Origin of the sequence: Streptomyces sp. LaPpAH-108, from assembly GCF_000373625.1 — a bacterium.
Lineage (GTDB): Bacteria > Actinomycetota > Actinomycetes > Streptomycetales > Streptomycetaceae > Streptomyces.
This window is the reverse complement of sequence record NZ_KB891996.1, coordinates 255,763-281,646: the sequence shown is the minus strand read 5'-3', so window position 1 is coordinate 281,646 and position 25,884 is coordinate 255,763. Positions and strand designations below refer to the sequence as shown.

22 protein-coding genes are annotated in these 25,884 nt (G+C 73.2%); 12 read left to right on the top strand and 10 right to left on the bottom strand.

Annotation, left to right across the window (positions count from 1 at the left end):
- Positions 1–181 precede the first annotated feature (181 nt).
- Together B079_RS0123460 and B079_RS0123455 are read left to right on the top strand one after the other, a co-directional pair.
- Positions 182–874 (top strand): metal-dependent transcriptional regulator, encoded by a 693-nt coding sequence (locus tag B079_RS0123460; RefSeq protein WP_018548288.1) that lies wholly within the window; start codon positions 182–184, stop codon positions 872–874.
- Positions 875–1,191: 317 nt separating this feature from the next.
- On the top strand, positions 1,192–2,049 hold the full coding sequence (locus B079_RS0123455; protein WP_018548287.1) for an alpha/beta fold hydrolase: 858 nt from the start codon (positions 1,192–1,194) through the stop codon (positions 2,047–2,049).
- Between the two features lie 210 nt (positions 2,050–2,259).
- On the opposite strand, the gene B079_RS0123450 is transcribed toward B079_RS0123455, so the two are convergent.
- The 3 genes from B079_RS0123450 to B079_RS0123440 are packed head-to-tail and all read right to left on the bottom strand — an operon-like array spanning position 2,260 to position 5,336.
- On the bottom strand, positions 2,260–3,852 hold the full coding sequence (locus B079_RS0123450) for a hypothetical protein (protein WP_018548286.1): 1,593 nt from the start codon (positions 3,850–3,852) through the stop codon (positions 2,260–2,262).
- Positions 3,849–4,625 (bottom strand): ABC transporter ATP-binding protein, encoded by a 777-nt coding sequence (locus B079_RS0123445; protein ID WP_026249002.1) that lies wholly within the window; start codon positions 4,623–4,625, stop codon positions 3,849–3,851. The genes B079_RS0123450 and B079_RS0123445 overlap by 4 nt, the downstream gene beginning before the upstream one ends.
- 57 nt (positions 4,626–4,682) lie before the next feature.
- A complete protein-coding gene (locus B079_RS0123440; protein ID WP_018548284.1) occupies positions 4,683–5,336 on the bottom strand; it encodes a bifunctional DNA primase/polymerase in 654 nt (217 codons plus the stop codon).
- A 318-nt stretch (positions 5,337–5,654) separates the two neighbouring features.
- Here B079_RS0123440 and B079_RS0123435 point away from each other — a divergent pair, with 318 nt between their 5' ends.
- On the top strand, positions 5,655–7,040 hold the full coding sequence (locus B079_RS0123435) for a hypothetical protein (RefSeq protein WP_026249001.1): 1,386 nt from the start codon (positions 5,655–5,657) through the stop codon (positions 7,038–7,040).
- Positions 7,041–7,240: 200 nt separating this feature from the next.
- Positions 7,241–8,686 (top strand): hypothetical protein, encoded by a 1,446-nt coding sequence (locus tag B079_RS0123430; protein ID WP_026249000.1) that lies wholly within the window; start codon positions 7,241–7,243, stop codon positions 8,684–8,686.
- Between the two features lie 65 nt (positions 8,687–8,751).
- On the opposite strand, the gene B079_RS0123425 is transcribed toward B079_RS0123430, so the two are convergent.
- Complete coding sequence (locus B079_RS0123425; protein WP_018548281.1) at positions 8,752–10,071, bottom strand: ABC transporter substrate-binding protein; 1,320 nt, start codon at positions 10,069–10,071, stop codon at positions 8,752–8,754.
- Positions 10,072–10,188: 117 nt separating this feature from the next.
- Here B079_RS0123425 and B079_RS0123420 point away from each other — a divergent pair, with 117 nt between their 5' ends.
- Positions 10,189–10,689, top strand: a complete 501-nt coding sequence (locus B079_RS0123420; protein WP_078496069.1) for an SCO4402 family protein — start codon at positions 10,189–10,191, stop codon at positions 10,687–10,689.
- A gap of 102 nt (positions 10,690–10,791) precedes the next feature.
- Complete coding sequence (gene purU, locus B079_RS0123415; protein WP_018548279.1) at positions 10,792–11,676, top strand: formyltetrahydrofolate deformylase; 885 nt, start codon at positions 10,792–10,794, stop codon at positions 11,674–11,676.
- A 79-nt stretch (positions 11,677–11,755) separates the two neighbouring features.
- On the opposite strand, the gene B079_RS0123410 is transcribed toward purU, so the two are convergent.
- Together B079_RS0123410 and B079_RS0123405 are read right to left on the bottom strand one after the other, a co-directional pair.
- Positions 11,756–13,036 (bottom strand): maleylpyruvate isomerase N-terminal domain-containing protein, encoded by a 1,281-nt coding sequence (locus B079_RS0123410; RefSeq protein ID WP_158685050.1) that lies wholly within the window; start codon positions 13,034–13,036, stop codon positions 11,756–11,758.
- A gap of 827 nt (positions 13,037–13,863) precedes the next feature.
- Positions 13,864–14,427, bottom strand: coding sequence for a sigma-70 family RNA polymerase sigma factor (locus tag B079_RS0123405; RefSeq protein ID WP_018548277.1), 564 nt, complete (start codon positions 14,425–14,427; stop codon positions 13,864–13,866).
- Positions 14,428–14,764: 337 nt separating this feature from the next.
- Here B079_RS0123405 and B079_RS0123400 point away from each other — a divergent pair, with 337 nt between their 5' ends.
- From B079_RS0123400 to B079_RS0123385, 3 genes are all read left to right on the top strand, one after another.
- Positions 14,765–15,145 carry an STAS domain-containing protein gene (locus B079_RS0123400; RefSeq protein ID WP_018548276.1) on the top strand — a complete coding sequence of 127 codons (381 nt, stop codon included), beginning with the start codon at positions 14,765–14,767 and terminating at the stop codon, positions 15,143–15,145.
- Positions 15,146–15,733: 588 nt separating this feature from the next.
- Positions 15,734–16,345 (top strand): ATP-binding protein, encoded by a 612-nt coding sequence (locus B079_RS0123390; protein ID WP_106432368.1) that lies wholly within the window; start codon positions 15,734–15,736, stop codon positions 16,343–16,345.
- Between the two features lie 321 nt (positions 16,346–16,666).
- On the top strand, positions 16,667–17,050 hold the full coding sequence (locus B079_RS0123385; RefSeq protein WP_018548273.1) for a VOC family protein: 384 nt from the start codon (positions 16,667–16,669) through the stop codon (positions 17,048–17,050).
- Here the strand turns inward: B079_RS0123385 and B079_RS0123380 are convergent.
- On the bottom strand, positions 17,047–18,042 hold the full coding sequence (locus B079_RS0123380; protein WP_018548272.1) for a GlxA family transcriptional regulator: 996 nt from the start codon (positions 18,040–18,042) through the stop codon (positions 17,047–17,049). The two genes, B079_RS0123385 and B079_RS0123380, sit on opposite strands and share 4 nt — an antisense overlap.
- Positions 18,043–18,112: 70 nt before the next feature.
- Between B079_RS0123380 and B079_RS0123375 the strand changes: the two genes are divergently transcribed.
- The gene (locus B079_RS0123375) at positions 18,113–19,420 is read left to right on the top strand and encodes an MFS transporter (RefSeq protein ID WP_026248999.1); all 1,308 of its coding nucleotides are present in this window, start codon (positions 18,113–18,115) and stop codon (positions 19,418–19,420) included.
- Here the strand turns inward: B079_RS0123375 and B079_RS0123370 are convergent.
- From B079_RS0123370 to B079_RS0123360, 3 genes are all read right to left on the bottom strand, one after another.
- Entirely contained in the window at positions 19,404–20,603 is a 1,200-nt protein-coding gene (locus B079_RS0123370; RefSeq protein WP_018548270.1) for a flavin-containing monooxygenase, read from the bottom strand. The two genes, B079_RS0123375 and B079_RS0123370, sit on opposite strands and share 17 nt — an antisense overlap.
- A gap of 108 nt (positions 20,604–20,711) precedes the next feature.
- Positions 20,712–21,398: a pyridoxine/pyridoxamine 5'-phosphate oxidase gene (locus B079_RS0123365; protein ID WP_018548269.1), complete on the bottom strand. Its 687-nt coding sequence runs from the start codon at positions 21,396–21,398 to the stop codon at positions 20,712–20,714.
- A gap of 103 nt (positions 21,399–21,501) precedes the next feature.
- A complete protein-coding gene (locus B079_RS0123360; RefSeq protein WP_018548268.1) occupies positions 21,502–22,137 on the bottom strand; it encodes a TetR family transcriptional regulator in 636 nt (211 codons plus the stop codon).
- A gap of 133 nt (positions 22,138–22,270) precedes the next feature.
- Here B079_RS0123360 and B079_RS0123355 point away from each other — a divergent pair, with 133 nt between their 5' ends.
- A complete protein-coding gene (locus tag B079_RS0123355) occupies positions 22,271–23,002 on the top strand; it encodes a VOC family protein (protein ID WP_018548267.1) in 732 nt (243 codons plus the stop codon).
- Positions 23,003–23,193: 191 nt separating this feature from the next.
- A complete protein-coding gene (locus tag B079_RS0123350) occupies positions 23,194–25,539 on the top strand; it encodes a PQQ-binding-like beta-propeller repeat protein (protein WP_018548266.1) in 2,346 nt (781 codons plus the stop codon).
- Positions 25,540–25,884: the final 345 nt, after the last annotated feature.

Here is a 25,884-nt window from a genome sequence, read left to right as displayed (position 1 = left end):
GACGCCTCCGGCGGTGGGCGCGGCGGACTCAGGGGGTGTCATCCTGGTTCTTCGGCCCGCGGCGCACCCCGGTTTTGCCGGGGCGGCACGGTTGTCGGTGGTATCCGGCAGAATTGAGGTCTGGGCCAGCGCACGCGCCGGGGAGCGGTGAGCTTCCGGCAGAGGTAATCGAGGGGCACGTATGTCCGGACTGATCGACACCACGGAGATGTATCTCCGCACCATCCTCGAACTGGAAGAGGAAGGCGTCGTCCCCATGCGCGCCCGCATCGCGGAGCGGCTCGACCAGAGCGGGCCGACCGTGAGTCAGACGGTGGCGCGGATGGAGCGGGACGGGCTCGTGTCCGTGGCCAGCGACCGTCATCTGGAGCTGACCGACGAGGGCCGCAGGCTGGCCACGCGCGTGATGCGCAAGCACCGGCTCGCCGAGTGCCTGCTCGTCGACGTCATCGGCCTGGAGTGGGAGCAGGTGCACGCCGAGGCGTGTCGCTGGGAGCACGTGATGAGCGAGGCGGTCGAGCGCCGCGTGCTCGAACTGCTGCGGCACCCCACCGAGTCGCCGTACGGCAACCCGATCCCGGGCCTGGAGGAGCTGGGCGAGAAGGACGGCGCCGACCCGTTCCTGGACGAGGGCATGGTCTCGCTGGCCGACCTCGACCCGGGGCAGGACGGCAAGACGGTCGTCGTCCGCCGGATCGGGGAGCCGATCCAGACGGACGCGCAGCTGATGTACACGCTGCGGCGCGCGGGCGTGCAGCCCGGCTCCGTGGTGAGCGTGACCGAGTCGGCGGGCGGTGTCCTGGTCGGCAGCGGCGGCGAGGCCGCCGAGCTGGTCTCGGAGGTCGCCTCGCACGTCTTCGTCGCCAAGCGCTGAGCTGATGAGAGAACCCCGGCGCCGCCGCGGCGCCGGGGTCTCACCTCCCCGGACGCTGACCCGGAGCCCCGAGCTCCCAGGGTCAGCTTCGGACCGTTTTTCCCCGAGCGGTCCGCCCCCCTCGCCAGAGAAGATCCCCCCGGCGGTGGCGATCATTCCTCTTCTGGTGTCACTCGAACGAGGGGTGTTCCTCGCACAGACCCGATGTTCGAATAGCAGTTCGATAGTCTGCGACAGTACGACCACGAACCACGGCATACGACGACGGCAGGGCAGTACACCGGTACGAGGCAGGCAAGGCTGGGGGGTGCCAGGCGATGGCACGGCGTATCGACGTGACAGGAGCGGGCGGCGTACGACTGGCCGCCTGGGAGTTCGCTGACCCGCCCAAGGAGGGGGCCGACCCCGCCCTGCCCGGCGTGCTGCTGCTCCACGGGCTGATGGGCCGCGCCTCGCACTGGGCGGCCACCGCCCGCTGGCTCGCGGAGCGGTATCGCGCGGTGGCGCTCGACCAGCGCGGCCACGGCCGCAGCGAGCACCCCCCGGCCGCCGCCTGCACCCGCGAGGACTACGTGGCGGACGCCGAGGCCGCCCTCGAACAGCTCGATCTCGCCCCCGCCGTCCTCATCGGCCACGCCATGGGCGCCCTGACGGCCTGGCAGCTCGCCGCCCGCCGCCCCGACCTGGTGCGCGGCCTCGTCATCTGCGACATGCGCGCCTCCGCGCTCGGCGCGGCCTCGCAGCGCGAGTGGGACGAGTGGTTCCGCTCCTGGCCGGTCCCCTTCGCCACGCTCGCGGACGTCCGCAGATGGTTCGGCGAGGACGACCCCCGCCTGGAGCGCCCGAGCCCCACCCGCGGCGAGTTCTACGCCGAGGTCATGCACGAGCGCGCGGACGGCTGGCGCCCCGTCTTCGAGCCCGAGCGGATGCTCCGTACCCGCGAGACCTGGGTCCACGACGCCCACTGGGAGGAACTGGCCCAGGTCACCTGCCCCACCCTCGTCGTCCGCGGCCTCGACGGCGAACTCGGCCGCGCCGAGGCCCAGGAAATGGTCCGCGTCCTCCCCCGAGGCGAATACGCCGAGATCACCGACGCGGGCCACCTGATCCACTACGACCAGCCGGCGGCCTGGAGAAGAGCGGTGGAGCCGTTTCTGGCAGCGCTGGGCACTTGAAAACAGGCTCCGACCGGGGCTGACCTGCTTTTAGGTTTCCAGGAGCACGGAGGCCGGTGCTTTCCAGGAGCACGGAGGGGGCTGGTGCTTTCCAGGGACACGGAGGCCGGCGCTTTCCAGGGACACGGGGACTGACACGCTTTTAGGGGCGCGGGGAACTGCGCGACCAGCCCAATCGGCGCCGCACCCGAACGACCGCAGAACCCACCCTCACCCCCGACTGACCGCCACCAAAATCTCCGGCAACCGCCCCACCGTCCGCGGCGCAGCCAACCGCAGCCCCGCCACAGTCAACCCCGCCCCGTACACCGCTCCCAGAGGCAACAGCACCCAAGCCCACCGAGCGCCCCCCTCCGCGACATTCAGCCAGATCACCGCAGCAATGACCGGCGCACACAGCAGCGCCGCCGACACCATGCCCCCGAAGATCGCCGCGAAGGCCAGCCCCGCCTGCCCCGGAGCGACATTCCGATGCCCCTCCTGCGGGATCGAGTACGGGAACCGCGCAGACGTCCACGCCCCGGTCGCCAGCATCGCGCCGAGCAGCGCCAGGGACAGCCCCAGCACCTCCGGCAGCCGGTCCCAGTCACCGAGCAGCGCGGTCGTCACCACCGTCACCAGCAGCGCGTACGGCAGGGTGATCAGCAGCAGGGCCAGCGCGCGGCCCCGCAGCTCGGCGTAGGCGTCGCGGGGCGAGGAGATGGTCATGGCGACCATCCAGAAGGCGGAGGCGTCCTGCCCGAACTGGTTGTACATCTGCATCCCGAGCATCCCCGAGGCGAAGCACGCGAAGTAGACCGAGCCGGTGCCCTGCACGGCGTTGAACACCGGCACGATCAGCCCGATCGCCAGCGAGGTGACCCATGCCGCCTTGGTCTTGGGGTCGCGCCAGATGTAGCGCAGGGTGCGTTCCATGACGGCGCCGGTGCGCCCGCCGGGCAGCAGCCGCCCGAGGAGGCCCGCCGAGGCGCGGCCGGGCGCGCTGGTGTCGGCGCCCTGGAGGGTGGAGCCGTCCGGGGCGGTCATCAGCCGGGTCAGACTGCGGGCCCAGGCGGCGATCAGCAGCGCCAGGGCGGCGGCGGAGAGCGCGAGCTGGGCCAGCGCCACGCCGTACGACCCGGTGCTCGCCGTGTGCACCGCGGCCAGCGCGGAGGCGGGCGGCAGCCAGGACAGCACGTCGGCCACCGGCTGGAGCTGTCCGAGCCCGGTGGACGAACCGAGGCGCTGGAGGCCGAAGTTGAGCAGCTGCGCGCCGATGGCGATCACCAGACCGCTCAGTACCGCGAGGTCCCGGCCCCGGCGGCTGGTCAGCAGCCGTACGTTGGCCGCGGCGACCGTACGCGCCAGCGCCACGCACACCAGCAGCGCGAGCGGCAGGGCGAGGACGGCGGCCGTCCACCCGGCCGGGCCGTGCGCGAGCGAGAGCGCGCAGCCGGTCAGGACCAGCAGGGTGTAGAGCGGGCCGATACCGACCAGGGAGGCGGCGAGCAGGGCGCGTACCAGCGGGCGGGGCCGCAGCGGGAGCATCACCAGACGGGTCGGGTCGAGCGTTTCGTCGCCGCTCGGGAAGAACAGCGGCATGACGGTCCAGCCGAGTGCGAGCACGGCCGCGCCGATCACCGCGACGTTCTCGACGTGCGGGTAGCCGCGCAGTGCGATCAGGCCGGTCATCTGGAGCAGGCCGATCAGCAGCGCGGCGATCGCCGAGCAGACGAACGCGGCCCGGCGGCCCGCCGACTGGCGCAGCCCGCCGCGCAGCAGCGAGAGCTTGAGGCGGACGAGGGTGGGGGTCAGGGCCGTCATCGCGGGGCACCGCCGCCCAGCCAGTCCAGGTCGGACCCGGCGCCGCGGTCGTGCGCGCCGACGAGTTCGAGGAAGGCGGCCTGGAGGGTGGGGTGTTCGCCGCGCACCTCGGCCAGCGGGCCGGTGGCGCGGATGCGTCCGGCGGCCAGGACGGCCACCCAGTCGCACAGTGATTCCACCAGCTCCATCACGTGCGAGGAGAAGACGACGGTGGCGCCGGAGGCGGTGTAGCGCTCCAGGACGCCCCGGATGGTCTGCGCGGAGACCGGGTCCACGCCCTCGAACGGCTCGTCCAGGAAGAGCACTTCGGGGTTGTGCAGCAGGGCGGCGGCCAGGCCGATCTTCTTGCGCATACCGGTCGAGTAGTCGACGACCAGCTTGTGCTGGGCCCCGGCCAGGTCGAGCACGTCGAGCAGCTGGGTGGCCCGCTTGTCGACCTCGGCGCCGGGCAGCCCGCGCATCCGCCCGGAGTAGCCGAGCAGTTCCCGCCCGGACAGCCGCTCGAAGAGCCGCAGCCCCTCCGGCAGCACCCCGATCCGGGCCTTCACGGCCACCGGGTCGCGCCAGACGTCCTGCCCGGCGATCTCCACACTGCCCTGGTCGGGCCGGAGCAGCCCGGTCACCATCGACAGGGTGGTCGTCTTACCGGCCCCGTTGGGACCGACCAGTCCGATGAACTTCCCGGCGGGCAGATCGAGATCGATCCCCCCGACCGCGACCTGCTGCCCGAACTGCTTCCAGAGTCCCCGTATCCGCACTGCTGCCTCGGTCATGCCAAAACCCTACGGCGCCTCGGGCACCCCTGGTGAGGGGGTCGGTCCACTCGATGATCAACGGTCCCGGCCGCATGCGTATGCCAGGGCCGGGATTACTTCCTCCGCGTCGGGGAGCCAGCGGTTGGCGAGGGTGGGTGGGGCGGCCCATTGGGCGGCGCCTCGGGTGCCGACCCGGGAGGGTGGGGCGGTGACGTAGCGGCCCTCGCCGAGGGAGGTGAGGTCGAGGGAGGCGGGGTACCAGCCGAGGCGGCGCAGGAGGTCGGGGGCCTTGGTGGAGCCGCCGGGCAGGACGAAGAACTGGGCCCGGCGGTCGGTGGTGCGGATCACCGGGCCCGGGATCAGGCCCATGCGCTCCATGCGGGCCAGCGCGAGCAGACCCGCGCCCTCCGGGACGGACAGCGCGTCGAACGTGCGTCCCGTCGGCAGCAGGATCGACGCCGTCGGCCGCCGCTGCCACATCCCGCGCACCGCCTTCACGCTGCGGGTGGCCAGCGTCGCCCAGTCGGGCCGGGTGGGATGCGCCCCCGGCGCGGGACAGTCGCCGTCCCCGCACGAGCAGAACAGCATCCCGCCGACCGTCTCCAGCCAGCTGCCCGCCACCACGTCCCAGCGCCGCTCGTCGGCATAGCGTACGGCGGTCTCCAGCAGGGACTCCGTGCGCTGGTGTGGAATCTGGGCGGCCCCGGGGCCCGCGCTCGTGTCGGTCACGCCCCACTCAACTTCCGCACCGGGAGGTGGTTACGGTCCGGCCGCGCGCGGGGGAGGCGTACCGGCCTGGCGTTCGGGGCGCATGGGTGCATGTGCGGGGGCGCGCGGGAGGGTCGCGGACGTGGCGCGGGTAGCCACGTCCGGGGAGCCGCAGGCGTGAGAGGCGCCGTCGGACCCGCCCGCGGGGAGAGGCCGCCGCCTTTACCCCGGCAAACCGCACATGTCACGCATTGACGTTATGTCGACTGGGCAGTGATCTGAATCGACCGGATCGTCCGGCCGGATCTTCACGCTCCAGGGTTTCGCAGGGGGTAGCGGATGGCCGCGAGGCCGCTAGTGGCGAGGCAGCCGAACGAACGGCTGCAAGCACTGATCCAGGAAGCGGGGTGTTCGAACGCGGGACTGGCCCGGCGCGTCAACATGTGTGGCGCCGAGCACGGCCTCGACCTGCGCTACGACAAGACGTCCGTGGCCCGCTGGCTGCGCGGCCAGCAACCGCGCGGGCGCGCCCCGGCCGTCATCGCCGAGGCGCTCGGCCGCAAGCTCGGCCGTACGGTCACGATCGACGAGATCGGCATGGCCAACGGCAAGAACCTCGCCTCGGGCGTGGGTCTCCAGTTCTCGCCGACCGTACTGGGGGCCATCGAGCAGGTCTGCGAGCTGTGGCGCAGCGACGTGGGCAGGCGGGACTTCCTGTCCGGCTCCTCCGTCGCCGCCTCCGCGCTCGTCGAGCCCAGCCGCGACTGGCTGATCTCCGCGCCGGACGCCCAGGTGGCCCGGCAGGCGGGCCCGCGCGTGGGCCGCTCCGACGTGGCGGCCGTGCGCTCCATGACCGAGGCGCTGGTGAGCCTGGACCACACCTACGGCAGCGGGCATGTGCGCCCGGTCGTCGTGCACTACCTGAACAGCGTGGTCTCGGGCCTGCTCGCGGGCTCGTACCGGGAGGCGGTGGGGCGTGAACTCTTCTCCGCCGTCGCCCGGTTGACCGAGCTGGCCGGGTACATGGCCGTGGACACCGGTCAACCGGGCCTGGCCCAGCGGTACTACATCCAGTCGCTGCGCCTGGCGCAGGCGGCCGGTGACCGCGGTTACGGCGGCTATGTGCTCGCCGCCTCCATGAGCCATCTCGCCGCCCAGCTCGGAAACCCGCGCGAGATCGCCCAGTTGGCGCGCGCGGCGCAGGAGGGTGCACGGGGCCGGGTGACCCCGCGCGCGGAGGCGATGTTCCACGCGGCCGAGGCGCGCGGGCACGCCCTGCTCGGCGACGGGCGCTCGGCCGACACCGCCTCCGGGCGGGCGATCGCGGCGCTGGAGCGCGCGGAGGCGGCCGACGGCGACGACCCGGCGTGGATCGCGCACTTCGACGAGGCGTACCTGGCCGACGAGTTGGCGCACTGCCACCGTGACCTCGGCCGCCCCGAGGCGTCCGCCCGCTACGCCGAGCAGTCCCTCGCGGGCCACCCGGCCTCGCGCGCCCGGCGCCGTGCCATCGGCTATGTCCTGCTCGCCACCGCCCAGGTGCAGCGCCGCGAGATCGAGCAGGCGTGCCAGACCGGCATGAAGGCGGTCGAACTCCTGGAGACCCTGCGCTCCGACCGGGGCGCCGAGTATCTGACGGACCTTCAGCAACGCCTCGAACCGTTCCGGGAGGAGGCGGTCGTCAGGGAGTTCGGGGCACGGCTCGACGTACGCCAGGCGGCCTGAACAAGCGGCCGTGCGCGTGTGAAGGGACGGTGAACGGCACCCGCTCCGCTCGCGGGTGCCCAATACAGCGTGGTGGGGGCAGGTTTTGTTACGGCTGTCACAGGGAAGCCGCTGCGGCCCTGAGCTGCGTGGCACCGGGCTCGGGAGACCCGGTAGCGTGAGCCGACGATTCCGAAGGTCCCCCATTCGTAGGAGTCCCGGTGACGCAGAGTGGACAGGGCGAGGAGCCCTCGGCGCGACCCGCGCACGAAGGCATCGTGCTGCCCTCCGACGGAGGAGAGCCCCTGCTGCCGGGCACGACGGGCGCACCCGCGCCCTCCGCGCCGCCCGGCGGGCAGACCTGGGGCGGTGAGTGGGGCCCCGGTCAGGAGGCGCCGCAGCCGGGCCAGGGCTGGCCCCCCGCCGCGACGCAGCAGTGGCCCGCCCCCGAACAGCCGGGCGGTCCCGGCCCGATGCCGCCCGAGGGCGCCCCCGCGCCGTCGTACGGCGGCGAGTCGTACCCGCGCTACGGCGACGCGAGCGGCGGCCAGGGCTATCCGGCGGCCGGTGACGCGAACGGCGCGCAGGGCTACCCGGCCTCCGGGGCGCCGATGCCCCCGATGCACGAGGCCGCCACCCAGTACATGCCCCCGGTGCCCGGCGCGGGCCCCGAGGGCGCGACGCAGTACATACCCCCGGTCCCCGGCGGCGGCGCCGAGGCGGCCACGCAGTACATACCCCCCGTGGGCGGCGGCGCGCTGCCGCCCGAGATGGGCGGCCCGGCGCAGCAGCAGCCCGGCCACGCGCACGCCGAGGCGGCCACCCAGTACATCCCGCCCTACCCGGGCGACGACGGCGAGCGGCAGCCGCCCGCCGAGTTCGACAACCTCTTCCGCGGTCCGCAGGCCGGTGAGGGCGCCACTCAGCAGATGCCGCGCGTCCCCTCGGCGCCCGTCGGCCAGGCCCCGGTGATCTCCGGGCAGCCCGCCTACCGGCCGCCGATGGACGAGGACGACGGCGGACGCCGGGGCGGCGGCCGTACCGGCTCGCGGGTGCCGGTGATCGCCGCCGTGGGCATCGGCATCGTGGTCCTCGGCATCGGCGCGGGCGCGCTGCTCAGCAGCGGCGGGGACGACAAGAAGCCCGACCCCACCCCGGCCGCCGCCTCGGCCCCGGCCAGCGCCGAGCCGTCCGCCTCCGCGGCCGACGATCCGGCCAAGCAGCAGGCGGTCGCGCTGGACAAGGTGCTCGCCGACAGCGGCAACAGCCGCGCCCAGGTGATCCGTTCGGTGGAGAACGTCAAGGCGTGCCGCGACCTCGGCAAGGCCGCCGCCGATCTGCGTGACGCCGCCCGGCAGCGCAACGAGCTGGTCACCCGGCTCGGCAAGCTGTCCCTGGACAAGCTGCCGGACAACGCCGCGCTGAAGGACGCCCTGACCAAGGCGTGGCAGGCGTCCGCGTCCGCCGACAACCACTACGCGGCCTGGGCGGGCCAGGCGGCCGGCCGCCGCGGCTGCGCCAAGGGCCACGCGCGCGCCACCAACCAGACCCAGGCGGGCGACCGGGCGAGCGGCACCGCCAGCGCCCAGAAGACCCGCGCCGCCCAGCTGTGGAACGCGATCGCGACCAAGTACGGCCTGACCACGCGCCAGACCACCCAGCTGTGACGAAAGGGCCCGGCGCCCGGGGATCACCCCCGGCGCCGGGCCCTCTCAGGAAGCCGCCGGACGGCTCAGCCCACGTCCGCCTTCTCCAGCGTGGCGGTCATGTCGGTGACCTCGGAGGAGGCCGACGCACCCCGCTTCGCCGCGACCAGCTTGCCGTCCCGGACCACCTGGACGGTCACGTCGGCGTTGACCAGGCGCGGGAAGCCGACCGCCGACAGCGGGGTCTCCTGGGGCCAGTGCAGGGTCGGGGTCAGCCCGCCGGTGCCCACCCGCAGCCCCTTCTTGAGGGTGCGCTCCACGGTGTCGGCGCTCACCTCACCGCTGCCGATCCGCTCCAGGGCCGCCTTCAGCACGGTGTAGGCGATGTACGTGGTCTGCACGCCGACGTCCGCCGGGTCGATGCGGTTGTCCCCGAACGCCTCCGCGTCGATGATCTTCTTCATCGCGTCCCAGCGCGGGTCGGAGGCCACCGGGTACCAGCTGGTGACGTACGTCCCCTCGTACGGGCCGCTCGCGCCGCCCGTCGCGTTGATCAGCGACTGGTCGACGCTGCCCAGCACGGTCGCCGTGCGCACCGCAGGGAAGTCGGTGCGGGCGCGCCGGAAGGAGTCCATGAAGGTGTCGGTGCGGTCGCCGAGCGCGGGCACCACACATCCCTTGCGCGCCGGTTCGGCGGTCGCCGCGCGCAGCGCCCGCTCGGAGGCGGAGCCGTACTCGGTGGCGTCCTCGGCCGCGAGCTGGTCGTTCGCCGCCGTGTGGCCGCCCGCCTTCAGGCCCGCGTCGAACAGCGGGGGCATCTCGTCCCCGGCGATGCTGTCGGGCCGCACCAGCGTGACGGGGCCGCAGTTGCCCGCCAGCGCCTGGCCGAGCCCGGCGAGCAGGGCGGGCTGACCGCCGTTGACCGGGTACGAGGCAGGGCTGGTGAACTCGTCGCTGGTGACGCCGTAGCCGCCGATGAAGGGGATGCCCGCGCCTTCGAGCGGGGCGAGATAGGAGTCGCCGTACTGGCTGTACGAGCCGACGACCGCGACCACGCCCTCGTCCGCCGCGCGCCGGGCGCACCGGGCCACGGCCACGCTGTCGTTGCGCTCGTTGCAGGTCAGCACCTGGAGCTTGCGGCCGCCGATGCCGCCGCGCGCGTTGATCCACTTCGCGTAGGCGACGGCCATGGCGGGCATGCCGGGCTTGTTGGTGGCCCGGGTGTTCTCCGGCGCCCAGGTCATGACCTTCACCGTGTCGTCCCCGGAGCCGGAGCCGCCCATCACACCGCACCCGGCGGTGAGGGACACGCACACGGCCAGCGCCCCGGCGTACCGGGCCGCGGTACGGGTGCGCCGGGAGAGGGAGAAGCGGAAGAAGTCGCGGGGGAGTCGCCTGCCGGTCATGGACACGCACGATTCCCTCACGTGCCCAACCCAAAGGTGACCCTCGGTCGACGACAGGTGACAGCGAGGTGAACAGCGGGGGCGAATGGGGCGCTCGGGACACGGAACGTACGATCGTTGACCGTGCAAGGTTCGGAGAACACTTCCCGTCGTGGCCGCCGCTCCACCACCATGGGCGTCATGCCACTCAACGACATGCCCTGGTGGCGCTGGCGCTGCACCGTGCGTTCCGCGCTGCACATGCTCTCCGACCCGGTGTTCCAGCGCGACGTCTGGCTGGCCGGTGTGCCCGGGTACGGCGATGTGACCGACGCGGTCTACCGGCTGGTGGAGGACACCTGGCTGGACAACTGGTCGGCCGAGAAATACGTCGGCACGATATTCCGGGACTCGCAGGAGGCGGCGCTCGTCGACACCGCCGTCCTGCGGGTCCTGCGGATCATGCACCAGGTCGGCCCGGACGCCCCCGTCTCCGCCTACCTCGACCACCCCGGCTGGCCGGAGGCGGTACGGGCCGCGCGCGACGCCCATCTGCGGCTCGCCGCGAGCGACGGGGACGACCCGGAGGCGCCGCCGCGCAGCCTCGAGGTGCTGCAGATCATGACCAGGTCCGCGTAGGGCCGCGTAGGGCCGCGTAGGTCAGCGCGCCGCCGGAGCCGCGCGGTCCGTCTGCCGGACACCCCGCCCGCCGGGGCTCTGCGGCGTGAGATCGTGTGACGCATGAACGAGCAGCCCAGCCGCGTTGCCGCCGGTGCGGCGGACCAGTACGTCCTGACTCTCTCGTGCCCGGACAAACAGGGCATCGTGCACGCCGTGTCGAGCTATCTCTTCATGACCGGCTGCAACATCGAGGACAGCCAGCAGTTCGGCGACCACGGCACGGGTCTGTTCTTCATGCGCGTCCACTTCACGGCCGAGGAGCCGGTGACGGTGGACAAGCTGCGCGCCAGCTTCTCGGCCATCGGTGACGCCTTCCACATGGACTGGCAGATCCACCGGGCCGACCAGAAGATGCGCATCGTCCTCATGGTCAGCAAGTTCGGGCACTGCCTGAACGATCTGCTGTTCCGGGCGCGGATCGGGGCGCTGCCGGTGGAGATCGCGGCCGTGGTGTCGAACCACACCGAGTTCGAGGAACTGGTGGGGTCGTACAACATCCCCTTCCACCACATCCCCGTGACCAAGGACACCAAGGCCGAGGCGGAGGCGCGGCTGCTGGAGCTGGTGCGGGAGGAGAAGGTCGAGCTGGTGGTGCTCGCCCGCTATATGCAGGTGCTCTCGGACGACCTGTGCAAGGCGCTGAGCGGGCGGATCATCAACATCCACCACTCGTTCCTGCCGAGCTTCAAGGGAGCGAAGCCGTATCACCAGGCGCATGAGCGGGGGGTGAAGCTGATCGGGGCGACCGCGCATTACGTCACCGCGGATCTTGACGAGGGGCCGATCATCGAGCAGGAGGTCGAGCGGGTGGGGCATGAGGTCACCCCGGACCAGCTGGTCGCCGTGGGGCGGGACGTGGAGTGTCAGGCGCTGGCGCGGGCGGTCAAGTGGCACGCGGAGCGGAGGATTCTTCTGAACGGGCGCCGGACCGTGGTGTTCGCCTGAGAGAGCGTGGGCGGGTGCGGGTCGGTTGTGGCTGATCGCGCAGTTCCCCGCGCCCCTGGGTGAGACACCTGAAGGTTTCTTACATCCTGCTCAGGCTTGCTGTTGCTGTCAGGACCGCGCTGATCGCTTCCCTGTCGCCCTTCTGGCCCGCCGCCGCTTCCTCCGGGGAGATGTGGCCCGCTGCCAGACGGCAGAACTCGACTCCGTCCAGGGCTACTTGGGCCACCTGGTCGGCGTCCGGGGTGCGGGGGTCCAGGGGGATGGGGTACTGGCCGCCGTAGGGGCTGCCCTCGATCTCCAGGAGGACGGTGCCGGGCGGTGCCTGGGGGCGGGCGGCCAGGACGGCGGGGAGCGTGCGGATCGCCAGGTCGATCAGTTTGCCCAGGTGGCGGGGTGCGGGCGGGTCGTAGGGGTAGTCCACCGCCCTCGCGATGTCCTCGGCGTGGACCCAGCACTCGAAGGCGCGGTCCAGCATCGCGTCGTGCAGGGGGAGCGCGAAGTCGCCGTAGGACACCTCGAAGCCGCGGGCGCGGCCACCGGTGAAGGACGCGGTGCGCACGAGGCGGTGGCTCTGGTCGCGCCAGGGCTCGCGGACGTGGCGGGTGGGCGGGTAGCGCGAGGCCTGCCAGAACGCCTCGGTCCGCTCGGCCGGGCCGCCGCTCCCGCGCGCCTGCTCCGCCAGGGCCTCGGCGAGCGGGTCCTCCAGACCGAGCGCGGTGGCCACCAGGCCGTCCACCGAGAGCAGATGCGCGATGACCCCGGCGACGGTCGTACGACGGCTGGTCGCACCCTCGGCGCCGAACCAGCGCAGCCGTACGGGCGCGTGCCACTCGGCGTCGCCGAAGTCCTGGAGCAGGGCGTCGAGCCGGGCGGTCTCGGCGTCGTAGGCGTCGGCCCAGTCGGGCACCGGGATGCGCGGCGGGCGACGGCTCAGACAGGTCTCCAGCACGCGACCGCGCAGCGTGGGGTCCACGTCCAGCGGCTCGGGCCGGTGCAGCAGCCCCACCGCCTCCCGCAACCGCCGCGCCTCATCGGCACAAGCCCCGCACTCCCCCAGATGCTCCTCAACAGCCTCCGCCTCCACCCCCGAACACGCCGCCAACGCCCAGGCCCCAAGCAGAGACCGCAACACCTCGTGCGACAACGGCACGGCCCCGCCGCCCTCCCGAGGCACCGGCACCCGCTCGGACCACACCTGGACACCCTCCACACGAGAACGCCCGCCACCGGGCAGCGCCCCGGCGCCCTCTGACCCGAAGCCCTCCGTGCCGGGGCGTGCTCCGGCGGTGCCCGTGCCGGGGCGTTCGCCGGTCTGTACCCCGGCGGTCTCCGCGCCGGACTGTTCGCCGCCGGACCGCATCCGGACGGCGTCCCCGCCGGGGCGCCCGTCGCCAAGCCGAGCCCCGAAGTCCTCCACGCCCGGCTGTTCCCCGCCGGACCCCGCCGGGACGCCTTCCGCGCCGGGGAGTCCCTTGCCGGGCTGTATCCCGAAGTCCTTCGCGCTGGGGCGTGCTCCGCCGGGTCGTCCCTCTGCGTCCGCCGTCCCGAAGGCTTCCGCGCCTGGCTGGTCCCCGCCGGATCGCGCCCGGACGTCTTCCGTGCCGGAGAGCCCGTCGTCGGGTCGTGCCCCGAAGTTCTCCGCGCGTGGCTGGTCCTCGCCGTACCGCGCCCAGGCGCCCTCTGTGCCGGGGCGGCCCTCGCCGTGCCCTGACGTGAAACCCTCCGTGCCCGGGCGTTCGCCGTCGGGCCATGCGCCGGGGCGTGCCCCGCCGGGCCGCTCCGCTGCGTTCGCCGTGCCGAAGTCCTTCGCGCCGTGCTGTCCGTCGTCGGACCGTGCTTGGACGCCGTCCGTGCCGGGGCGTCCGTTGCTGGGCCGTGCCCCGAAGTTCTCCACGCCCGGCTGTTCCCCGCCGGACCCCGCCGGGACGCCTTCCGCGCCGGGGAGTCCCTTGCCGGGCCGTGCCCCGACGCCCTCGGCGCTGGGGCGTGCTCCGCCGGGTCGTCCCTCTGCGTCCGCCGTCCCGAAGGCTTCCGCGTCCGGTCGGGTCTCGCCGGGGTGAGGCCAGGGGGCCTCCGGGGCGGGGTGTTCCGGGGTGCCTTTCGTTCGGGGTTTCCCGTTTTCCTGGGCGGCAGCCCCCTCGTGGGGGAGGTGGTTCTCGGTGTCGGCAGGGCGGGGGTCGTGGGGTGTCATCGGGTTCCCCCGTCGGGCGGTGGGGTGTCGTGGGCCGTGGAGAGGAGTTGGAGGCCGAGGCGGAGGCGGCGGCGGGCCTCGTCCTCGGTGACGTCGAGATCCGCGGCGGTGCGGCGGTAGTCACGGCGCTGGAAGTAGGCCAACTCCAGGGCGGCACGCAGGGGTTGGGGCATCGAGTGGACGATGTAGTCGGCGCGGGCAGCGACCGCCGCACGGTGGACCTTGCGCTCCAGCTCCTCCGGCGAGCCGCCGTCCCCGCCCAGCGCGGCCGTCCCGTCGTCCCGCAGCCGCCGTACGGCGAGGCGGCGCGTCACCGCCGCGATCCAGGTGCGCAGCGGCTCCTGGCGGGGGTCGTAGGTCTCGGGGTGCTGCCACAGGTGGGCGAAGACCTCGCGGGTCAGGGCGTCGGCGGCGGCCTCCTCGCCTAGGACGCGGTGGGCGAGGCCGTGCACCAGCGAGGCGTACCGGTCGTACAGCTCACCGAGGGCCGCTGCCTCCCCGCGCGCCAGCCGCTGCTGCATCACACGGTCCCGGCGGAGCGGTACGTCCTGCCGCGCCATGCCGATCCTCCCCTCGCCCGGTGCGGGCCCGGGCCGGTGTCCCGGTGACCTTCTCTCGAATGTAGTCGGCACGTCTGACAGCGCACGCCCCTTTGTGTCAATGTGCGCCCCCCGCTGCGTCGCAGGTGATAGGGCCTCCTTCACACGCCCTTCACTCTTGCATGGTCCAACTCCGATCGAACAGGATTGATAGTGACCGAAACAAGACCTTTGCCGATCCTCCGCGGTTTGCCAATTCGTGTTTCAGGGAAACGCCCGCTGGGCAGCCGCGCGGAAAGAAACGTAGGGACTGCTTCCATTTCCGGGCGGTTCCCTGAGATCCGCCGAGCGGAGGGGTGTGGCCGTGGCATTCGAAGTGACCGGCGCCGAGCGGGGCGCGTGGGCCGTGCTCCGAGTCTGCGGTGAACTGGATCTGGTGACCTCGCCGGTGCTGCGCCAGCGGGTGCACGACGCGGTGGCCGAGGGGCATCACAGCCTCGTCCTCGACCTTTCCGACGTCTTCTTCTGCGATTCCAGCGGGGTCGGCGTGCTCATCGCGTCCCGCCGTCTGATCCGCTCCTGCCAGGGCCGGCTGCGGCTGATCCTGCCCGACCGGGGCGCCGAGGACGGCTCGCATGTGAACCGGGTCCTGGGCGCGCTCGGCGTCCGGCGCCTCTTCGACGTGCGCGCGGACGTGGCCGCCGCGACGGCGGACGGGCCGGACTCGCTGACGGCCTGAGCCGGGGTCGCAAGCCGCCCCCGAAACCGCCCCCGAGGCCTCCCCGGAAGACGATCTTCCGGTAATTCGGTTCCGCCACGCGGGAATTCATGGCCACGGATGTCGCGGATCGTGGCGAACTCGCATCACTGAGCGTCGATATCGGGTTGTGTCCGTTCCGCGACTCGTCACGGCCCGGAGTCGGCGGCCCGCTCGGGTACCTTGGGTGAGATGCGAGTGGCTGCGAGCACGGATGGTGCCGGAGATGCCCCTGGGGCGTTCCCGGACTCGGTGTCGCGCGCCGCTGTTCACGGGGTGACGGTGGAATACCGGCCCGATTGTTCGACTCCTCGACATGCGCGTCGCACAGTATGCCGCACGGGTACTCCTTCGCGCGGGAATATGCCCGAAGCGCTTGTTGGGGTGACTGTACGTCAACCATGCTGTCTCGTAAGGGAATCACGTTCCGTGACCCTTGCTCTGGCCGTTGTTCTGGCCATGCAGAAAATGGCTACGATCGTGGCCCTCGCCGTACTAGACGTCGCGGATCGTGTCGCGCACGACGGGTGGGGTGGGGTCATGTGTCCGCCGGTTCGGATGGTGTGAGCGGTGCAGGTGCTTCAAGTGCAGCTGGAGATCCGGCCCGACCCCGAGGAGGTGAGACGGGCACGCAAGTGGGCCCGCTCCCGGCTCGCCGGGCTCGGGATAGCGGCCGACGAACCGTTGGCCGAGACGCTGATCCTGCTCGTCTCCGAGCTGGTGACCAACGCGGTGGTGCACACCGGGCGCCCGGCCCTGCTGCGGCTCTCGCTGCCGGGCGGTACGGGACGGCCGGAGCCCGAGCGGTCCGGGGAGACCGGGGAGACCGGAGCGGCCGACGAGGATGCCGAGCCGGAGGCCACGCGGGACGCACCGGACGCATCAGACGCATCAGACGCGGCGGAGACGGGCGTGACCGTCGTCTCCGCCACCGTGCGCCTGGAGGTGGCCGACGCCAGCTCCCGTGCCCCCGTGCCGCGTTGCGCGGGCGACGACTCCACCGGCGGCCGGGGCCTGGCCCTCGTGGACTGTCTCGCCGACCGCTGGGGCTGGCAGGCCGAGGGCGCGGGCAAGAGCATCTGGTGCGAGCTGGACCGCTGTTCGCCGCCCCGGGAGGGCGTGGCGATGGCGTACGGGGGCGGCATGGCCGCGTACGAGGACTTCACCTTCGAAGCCGTGTGACCCCCCTTCCGGCGATGCGCCGGGCGTGCTCCCGTGCGCGGTCCCCGCGAAGTGCGCGGACGCCCCTGGCGCCCGTACGGTGTTGACGCGTCGAGTGTGTGTGAACACGCTGGTGTGCGTCGATTCGCCGCGAGGGGACGGCGAGGGCCGGGGTGACGAAGTCCTCGCCGAGCGTGGGTCGCACCGGCCGACGGCGCCGGACGTGCACAGGGGGACACGCCCGGGGGATGCGCCGTCGCCCGGTCCGCGCGGGGCGGGAGCACAGCCGAACCGGCAACGCTCCCGCCCCGACCAGCGAGCCCCGCTCCCTACACTCGCCTCATGGCATGCCGTATCAGTGAGCTGGTCCTGGACGTCGCCGATCCCGAGCGGCTCGCCCTCTTCTGGGCCGAAGTCCTCGGGTACGTGGAACTCGGCCGCGAGGACGACGGAAGCATCGGGATCGGGCCATCCGGTGCCGGGTTCGGAGGGCCGCAGCCCACCCTGATCCTCAGCCCCAGCACCGATCCGCGCCCCGCGAAGCTCCGGCTGCACATCGACGTCAGCGCCACCGACCGCGACCAGGACGCCGAACTGGAGCGGCTGCTCGCCCTCGGAGCCAGGCGGGTCGACATCGGGCAGACCGGGCAGGAGAGCTGGCACGTACTGGCGGACCCGGAGGGCAACGAGTTCTGTCTGCTGCGGGCCCGGGTCGCGGCCGTCTAGGCGCGGACGGTGGCCCGGAACGTCCGCCGGTAGGCCGTAGGCGTCACGCCCAGGTTCTGCTGCAGATGCTGTCGCATCGACTGGGCCGTGCCGAAGCCGCAGTCGTGGGCCACGCGGTCGATGGGGAGGTCGGTGGACTCCAGGAGGCGGCGGGCGAGTTCGACGCGTTGCTGGGTGAGCCATTGGCCGGGGCTGATGCCGACCTCCTCGCGGAAGCGGCGGGTGAAGGTGCGGACGGACATGGCTTCGCGGGCGGCGAGGTCGCGGAGCTGGATCGGCTCGTGGAGGCGGGTGAGGGCCCAGGCGCGGGCGGCCTTCGTGGTGGCGAGCTGGGGGTCGGGGACGGGGCGGTGGATGTACTGGGCCTGGCCGCCGTCGCGGTGCGGAGGCACGACCGTGCGGCGGGCGACCTCGTTGGCGATCGCCGCACCGTGGTCGCGGCGCACGATGTGCAGGCACAGGTCGAGCCCGGCGGCGACCCCCGCGGAGGTCAGCACGTCGCCGTCGTCGATGAACAGCACCTCGGGGTCCACGCGGACCGCCGGGAACATCCGCTGGAAGCGGTCCGCGTCGGCCCAGTGCGTGGTCGCCGGGCGGCCGTCGAGGTATCCGGCGGCGGCGAGGACGTAGACCCCGGTGCAGATGGAGGCCAGGCGGGTGCCGGGGCGGATGCGGGCGAGAGCCGAGGACAGTTCGGGGGAGAGCCTGCCCTCGTCGTACTCCGGGCCGAGTTCGTACGACGCCGGGACGATCACCGTGTCGGCCGTGGCCATCGCCTCGGGACCGTGGGGCACGTGCACGCTGAAGTCGGCGTCGGTCACGACCGGGCCCGGCGGACGCACCGAGCAGGTCAGGACCTCGTACAACGCCCGCCCTTCCTCGTCACGGGCGCGGGTGAAGATGCGGTGGGGGATGCCCAGTTCGAAGGGGAGCAGGCCGTCCAGGGCCAGGACGACGACACGGTGCGGTCGGAACTCCTCGGGCGTGGCCATGGCCCGATCCTAGCGAACACTGTCCTGCGGGCCACTCGATGCGCGCGCATGCGGACCCGACCCTTGAGCTGTGACTCAGACAAGCGAAGCCACCGCCGCTCCCCGGACTCCGGCAGGGCGACGCCGGGTGCACCGCGCCTGGTTCGTCGCCGCCGTCACCTTCGTCACGATCATCGGCGCGGCGGCCTTCCGTTCCCTGCCCGGACTCCTCCTCGACCCGCTGCACGAGGAGTTCGGCTGGTCGCGCGGCACGATCGGCGCGGCCGTCTCCGTGAACCTCGCGCTCTACGGCCTGACCGCGCCGTTCGCCGCCGCGCTGATGGACCGCTTCGGCATCCGCCGGGTGGTCGCCGTCGCGCTGACCGTCGTCGCGCTGGGCTCGGGGCTCACCGTGTGGATGACCGAGCCCTGGCAACTCATCCTCTGCTGGGGGCTGTTGGTCGGACTCGGCTCCGGCTCGATGGCGCTGGCGTTCGCCGCCACCGTCACCGGGCGCTGGTTCACCGCGCGGCGCGGACTGGTCAGTGGCATCCTGACCGCCGCGTCCGCCTCCGGGCAGCTGATCTTCCTGCCGCTGCTGTCCTGGATGATCGAGAGCGGTCACGACTGGCGCCCGGCGGCCGTCACGGTCGCCGCCGCCGCCCTCGCGGTGGTCCCCTTTGTCTGGCTGCTGCTGCGCGACCATCCGGCCGACGTGGGCCTCGCGCCGTACGGGGCAACGGAGTTCGTGCCGAAGCCGCCGCCGGTGACCGGGGCCGCCCGGCGGACGCTCGGCGTGCTCGCCCAGGCCGCGCGCACCGGGCCGTTCTGGCTGCTCGCGGGCAGCTTCGCGATCTGCGGGGCCTCCACCAACGGGCTGATCCAGACCCACTTCGTGCCCGCCGCCCACGACCACGGCATGCCGGTCACGGCGGCGGCCTCGCTGCTCGCGGTCATCGGCGTCTTCGACGTGGTCGGCACGATCGCCTCGGGCTGGTTCACCGACCGCTTCGAGCCGCGCCGTCTGCTCGCCGTGTACTACGCGCTGCGCGGGACCTCGCTGCTCTTCCTGCCGATGCTGCTGAACCTCGGCCCCGCCGTGCATCCGCCGATGGTGTTCTTCATCGTCTTCTACGGCCTGGACTGGGTCGCCACCGTCCCGCCCACCCTCGCCCTGTGCCGGGACCGGTACGGCGACGACTCCGCGATCGTGTTCGGCTGGGTGCTCGCCTCGCACCAGATCGGCGCGGCCCTGGTGGCCTGGCTCGGCGGGGTCGCCCGTGATGTGTTCGGCAGCTACGACATGGTCTGGTACGCCTCCGGCGCCCTGTGCGCGGCGGCGACGCTCATGGTGCTGGTGATCCGGCGCCGCCCGGCGCCGCTCACCGTGCCCGCGTAGCCTCGCGGGCCGCCCGCCGGGCGACGGCGCGGGCGATCTTCTCGGCGTCCAGGGCGAGTTCGCGGAACATGCCGCTGATCGGGTTGGTGAACCCGGTGAAGTACAGCCCCGGCGCCTCCTTCGGGGTGCGGGCGCCGTGCGCCACCGGGCGCCCCCGGCCGTCCAGCACCCCGAGATGCCCGACCAGGGAGTCCAGGCCCCGTGAATAGCCGGTGGCCGCGATCACCGCGTCCGGGGCCACCCGGGTGCCGTCGGCGAGGGCCACCTTGCCGTCCTCGAACCCCTCGACGGCGGCCACGATCTCGACCTTGCCCTGGCGCACCGCGTCGATCAGGCCCACGTCCTGCACCGGGATCGCGCCCTCGCGCACCCGGCTGTAGAGGCCCGACTCCGGCCGGGGCAGGCCGTGTTCGGAGAGGTCGGGGGTGCTGAGGCGGGCCAGCGGCCGGGCGAGCCTGTCCACGAGCCGCACCGGCAGCCGCCGTACCAGGATGCCGGTGTGCTGGGCGGACCAGCCCGCCGTCGAGCGGCGCACGAGGTGCGGGACGGTGCGCACGGCGAGGCGCACCCGCGCGGCCCCGCCCTCGACCAGGTCGACGGCGATCTCGGCGCCCGTGTTGCCGACGCCCACCACGAGCACGTCCCGCTCGGCGAAGGGGCGGGCGTTCCGGTAGGCGCTCGCGTGCAGGAACTCCCCGTCCCAGTCCTCCAGTCCGGGCCAGTCGGGCAGGCGCGGGGTGTGGTTGAAGCCGGTGGCGACGACCACCGCGCTGCCGGTCAGCTCCCGGCCGCCGGAGGCGTGCAGCAGCCAGCCCGCTCCGTCCGGGGCGGGCTCCACCCGGAACACCTCGACCCCGGTGACGATCTCCAGCTCGTGGTGCTCGGCGTACTTCTCCAGATAGCGCACCACGTCGTCGCGGGCCACCCAGCGGCCGAACGCGCGGGGTATCGCGAGGCCCGGCAGCGCGGAGAGCCTGCGGGTGGTGTGCAGCCGGAGGCGGTCGTAGTGGCGGCGCCAGGACGCGCCGACCCGGTCGGCCTTCTCCAGGATCACCGCCCGCACCCCGCGTGCCCTGAGGGCGTGCGCGACGGCGAGTCCGCCGGGACCGGCGCCGATGACATAGACGGGACGGTCGGCGGGGGTCGCGGTCAGATGCGCGAGAGAGGGACGCGAGTCGGCCATGAGCGCGAGCGTAATCACACCCCCGGTTGATGGGTATCGGTCAAGACCGGAATTGGTTGCGGATTGACAACGATGACGTGTGCGGAGTGCGAAATGTGTGAAAACGCTTCACGGCCACAGCAGTTGGCGCGCCCAGCCGAACTCGGTGCGCCGGTACTCCAGGCGTACGTGACGGCGCTCCGGGTCGCCCTGGAAGAACTCCACGGTCTCGGGGCGCAGGTGGTAGAGCGTCCAGCCGGGAACCGGTTCCGCGGGGTTCTCGCGCGCCTGCCGCCACGCCTGGTCGGACGCCTCGCGCAGTGCCTCCGGCGAGGCCAGCTCCTCGCTCTGGCGGCCGGTGAGCGCCGCCGCGAGGGCGCCGGTGGAACGGGCGTGCAGATCGGCCTGGCCCTCCTCGGCCGGGGCGGTGGTGACCGGGCCGCGCACCCGCACCTGGCGGCCGAGCACGGGCCAGTAGAAGGCCAGGGCGGCGTACGGGCGGGCGGCCAGGGCGCGGCCCTTGCGGCTCGTGGCGTGGGAGGCGAAGGACCAGCCCGCGGCGTCGGCGCCGTGCAGCATCACGATCCGTACGTCCGGATTCCCGTCCTCGTCGGCCGTCGCAAGGGACATGGTGTGCGGCTCGGGCTGCCCCGCCCGTACGGCGTCCGCGAACCACGCGGTGAACAGCGGCAGCGGGGAGGGCGGCGCGGTGCCCGGGTCGAAGGGGCGCAGCTCGGTCGCCCCGGGCGGCCACACCCTGAGCGTGCGCAGCAGGGCGGGCAGATCGGGGTGGGCCGGGGTCTCCTCGTGTGCCATGGACCGAGTATCGCCGCAGCGGCCCCGCCGCCCCCGGACGCGGGACGGGCGGTGGTCCACCCGAGGGGGACCACCGCCCGCCAGACAGGACGTGGGGTACGCGCTACTTGGCGGGTTTCTTGCCGGTCACGCCGAGATACGTCAACAGCGAGAGCGTCGGCTTGAGTTCGGCCTGCTTCACACCCCAGGCGGAGAAGCCCTTCTGGTGCGCGGCGACCGAGGAGAGCATGGTGACGAGGGAGCCGGCGATCGCCGACGGGTTGACGTCCTTGTCCACCCGCCCCTTGGCCTGGAGGTCGGCTACGGCCTCGGTGAGCGGGCCGTTGACCGCGTTCAGGATCTTCATGCGGAGCTTGTTGAAGCGCTTGTCGCCCTCGGCGGCGGCGAGGTCGACCACGCGCAGGATCGCGTCGTTGCGGCGCCAGAAGTCCATGAAGCCGTCCACGAGTTCCTGCGCGGTCTGCCAGCCCGCCTTGCCCGCCCAGCTGCGCCCGGCGAGCAGTTCGGCCAGCTCGGCGCTCTCGGCGGCGGTCTGGTCCGCGATCTCCAGGACGGCTCCCTCGACGTCCGGGAAGTACTGGTAGAAGGTCGCGGGCGACGTGCCCGCCCTCCGGGCGACATCGATGACCTTGACGTCCCGGTAGGGGGAGGAGCTGAGCATCTCGCTGAGGCAGTCGAGCAGCTTCTGCCGGGTCGCCTGCCCACGCCGGCCGGCCACGCGGCCGTCGACGGTACGCACTTGTCCTGTCATGCCGTCAGCTTACCGACGGGGAGCAGGAGCGCTATTCGGCCGACTGCAAATGGGGTGCCCGGCCATCTCGGGGCGATTTCCCTGGTCTGCGGGGTGCGCGCGTCGCGGTTACTTTGACGATATGGCCGAAAACAGTGCACCGGCGTACGGCGAGGGCGTGCCCTGCTGGGTCGACGCGCAACTGCCCGACGTCGAGGCGGGCAAGCGGTTCTACGGTGAACTTTTCGGGTGGACCTTCGAGCCCGCCGAGGAGGCCCCCGGCGGCTCGGTGTGGGCCCGCCTGGACGGCGCACCGGTCGCCGCGCTCGCCCCGAAGACGGACGGGCGGATGCCCACCGTGTGGACAGTCTCCTTCGCCACCCCGGACGCCCGCGCGCTGGGCCGCCGCATCACCGAGGCCGGGGGCACCCTGATCTCCGGCCCCTTCCCGGTGGACGGCCTCGGCGCCGCCGCCCTCGCCGCCGACCCCGAGGGTGCGGTCTTCGGGCTGTGGCAGCCCGGCTCGCTCCCCGGCTTCGGGCGCCGGGGCGAGCCCGGCACGTTCGTCTGGGCCGAGCTGTACACCCGCGACACCGCCGCCGCGAACGCCTTCTACGGCGCCCTCTTCCACGAGGCGCTGTTCGGCTCGGGCACCGAGCCCGACTTCGGCCGCGCGGACGTGACCGACGTGTTCCCGGCCGAGATGCCCCCGCACTTCGTCGTCCACTTCCGGGTCGAGGACCTGGACGCCGCCCTCGCGGCCGTACGGCGGCTCGGCGGCCGGGTCCAGGTGCCGCCCTTCGACGCCTCGTACGGACGGGTGGCCGTCGTCACCGACAATCAGGGGGCGTCGTTCGCGCTGCTGCACCGGTGACGGGGCACCGCGCGGCGGCGAAATGACGGGATTGGGCACGAGACACCCCGATTCGCGGCCGGGTTCGCAACCGGCCGCCCGGCCAGGAAGAATCGGGGTGCGTGCCGCCAGGGCGGTGCGGTGGTGAGACGCTGCACTACGGCCGCGTCCGCAGGTGGGCGACGCGGCTCGTACGGGGAGGTGGCAGGCAAGTGGTGGATCAGCTGACGCAGCACGACCCGCGGCGGATCGGGCCGTTCGAGGTGCTGGGCCGGCTGGGGGCCGGTGGCATGGGGCTGGTCTATCTGGCGCGCTCGGCGTCCGGCCGGCGCGTGGCGATCAAGACCGTCCGCACGGAGCTGGCCGAGGACCAGCTCTTCCGGGTCCGCTTCACCCGCGAGGTGGAGGCGGCCCGCGCGGTCTCCGGCTTCTACACGGCCGCCGTGGTCGACGCCGACCCGCGCGCCGCGGTGCCCTGGCTGGCGACCGCGTACGTCCCGGCGCCCTCGCTGGAAGAGATAGTGAACGAGTGCGGCCCGCTCCCGGCGCAGGCGGTGCGCTGGCTCGCGGCGGGCGTCGCCGAGGCCCTGCAGTCCATCCACGGTGCGGGCCTGGTCCACCGCGACCTCAAGCCGTCCAACGTGCTGGTCGTCGAGGACGGCCCCCGGGTCATCGACTTCGGCATCGCGTCGGGGGTGTCCAACACCCGGCTGACGATGACGAACGTCGCGGTCGGCACCCCCGCCTACATGTCCCCGGAGCAGGCCAAGGACTCCCGCAGCGTCACCGGCGCCAGCGACGTGTTCTCGCTCGGCTCCACCCTGGTCTTCGCCGCCACCGGGCACCCGCCCTTCCACGGGGCCAACCCGGTCGAGACGGTGTTCATGCTGCTGCGCGAGGGCCCGGACATCACCGGGCTCCCGGACGAGCTGCGCCCGCTCATCGACGCCTGCATGCAGATGGAGGCACCCGGCAGGCCCAGCCCCGCCGACCTCCAGTCCCAGCTCGCCCCGCATCTGTTCGGCTCCGGCTCCGACGACTCCGGCACCGCCTCCGCGTGGCTGCCCGAGAAGGCCGTCGCGCTCATCGAGGCGCGCCGGGGCGGCCGTCCGCCCGCCAAGCCCGCGCCGCTGCCGCCGGGGCCGCGCAGCGGGGGCCGCGCGGCCGTGCCCCCGCCGCCCTCCTACGACCCTGTCGTGCCGTCCCCGGCGCCCGTCCCGCTGGGCGGGCCCGACACCGGTCCGGTGCGGCTCGCCGGGGTGGAGGTGCCGATCGGGCCCGGGCCGCGGGTGGCCGACGCCCGCGCCGCCGCCGTCAAGGCGCCGCCGCCGGAGGCCGGGCTCGTGGCCAGCTGGTCCCGGCCGCGTCCCGGGGTGCTCGGCGCCGACCCCGCCGTACCGCCCGTACCGGCGCTCCAGCCGGAGGCGGCGGGCTGGCGGCCCTGGCGCTTCCGCATGTCCAACGACGTGTGGGGCACGCCCTCGGTCGACGGCGACCTCGTCTACGTCACCTCCTTCGAGGTGCACGCGCTCGACGTGGCCACCGGACGCCGCCGCTTCAAGACGCGCGACGTGGCCTGGTCCATGACCGTCGCCGACGGCCGCATCCACGCCTCCGACGGGCCCACCCTGTTCGCCCTGGACGCCCGCGAGGGCACGGATCTGTGGCGGCTGTCCACGGACGCGTGGGTGTACTCGCTCAAGGCCGACCGGGGCACCGTCGTCACCGGCACCCGGGGCGGCGGCGCCCAGGCGTGGGAGGCGTCCAGCGGCCAGAAGCTGTGGGAGATCACCGGCTGCCAGACGGACTTCGAGTCCCCGGAGGCCGGACCCGTCGTCCACGACGGCACGGTCTACGTCTGGCAGGACGCCCGGCTGCGCGCCCTGGAGGCCCGCACCGGCGACGAGCGCTGGTCCTACCCGGTCGGCGACGCGGCCTCCTGCGGCGGTGTCCCGGTCCGGCTGACCCCGGCCGACGACGGTCACGTCTACCTGTGCGCGGGCAGCCGGGTGCTCGCCGTGGAGGCGGCCACCGGGCGCGTGCGCTGGCACTTCGAGGCCCCGGCGGTCTTCCTCGCGCCGCCCGCCTTCGTCCCCGGCCCGGCCGTCACCGGCGGCGGCGTCTACCTCGCCGACTACCTCGGCACGGTCTACGCCCTCGACGCCGCCGACGGCCGCGACCGCTGGCGCATCGCCACCGAGTCCCGCGCCTCCGTGGAACCGGTGCTGGTCGCGGGCGGCCACGTCCACGTCGGCAGCGGCAAGGGCCTGTACACCCTGGACGCGGTGACCGGCACCCCCAAGTGGCGTTTCCAGGCGGGCGGCGACGTGGTCGGCGCCCCCTCCGTCGCCGAGGGCCGCATCCACTTCGGCTCCACCGACGCCCTCATCTACACCCTCAAGGCCGACGACGGCCGCCTCCGCTGGAAACTCGCCACCGGCGGCGAGATCACCGGCTCCCTGGTCGTCAAGGACGGCGTGGTCTACGCCTGCAGCAAGGACCGCTGCGTGTACGCCCTGGACGCGGAGAAGGGAACGGGGACGGCCCGCACGGCGTGACGGACCGGGGGACCGGGCCCGGCGGGCGTTCGAGGACGCGATGCCGGAACGTTCGTACCCGCGCGTGATGCGGGGGTGGCGCAACCACTGCGCTGGTTCTGAGCCGGGGTGCGGCCGGGGGTTTCGAGGGGCGTGGGGGGCTAGCGGGTTCGCGGGGTGTTCGGTGGGTGGGCCGTTAGGGTGAAGTGCATGGGGCTACGGGGGCGCGGACTCAGGTTGATGGGTGTGCTGGCACTTGCCGTGCTGGCGCTCACGGGGTTTTCCCGGGGGCATGGGCACAGCAGGCACGGGTCGGGTGGGGGCGCTGGGTGTAGCAGCTCCAGCCAGGATCACGACAGTACGTCG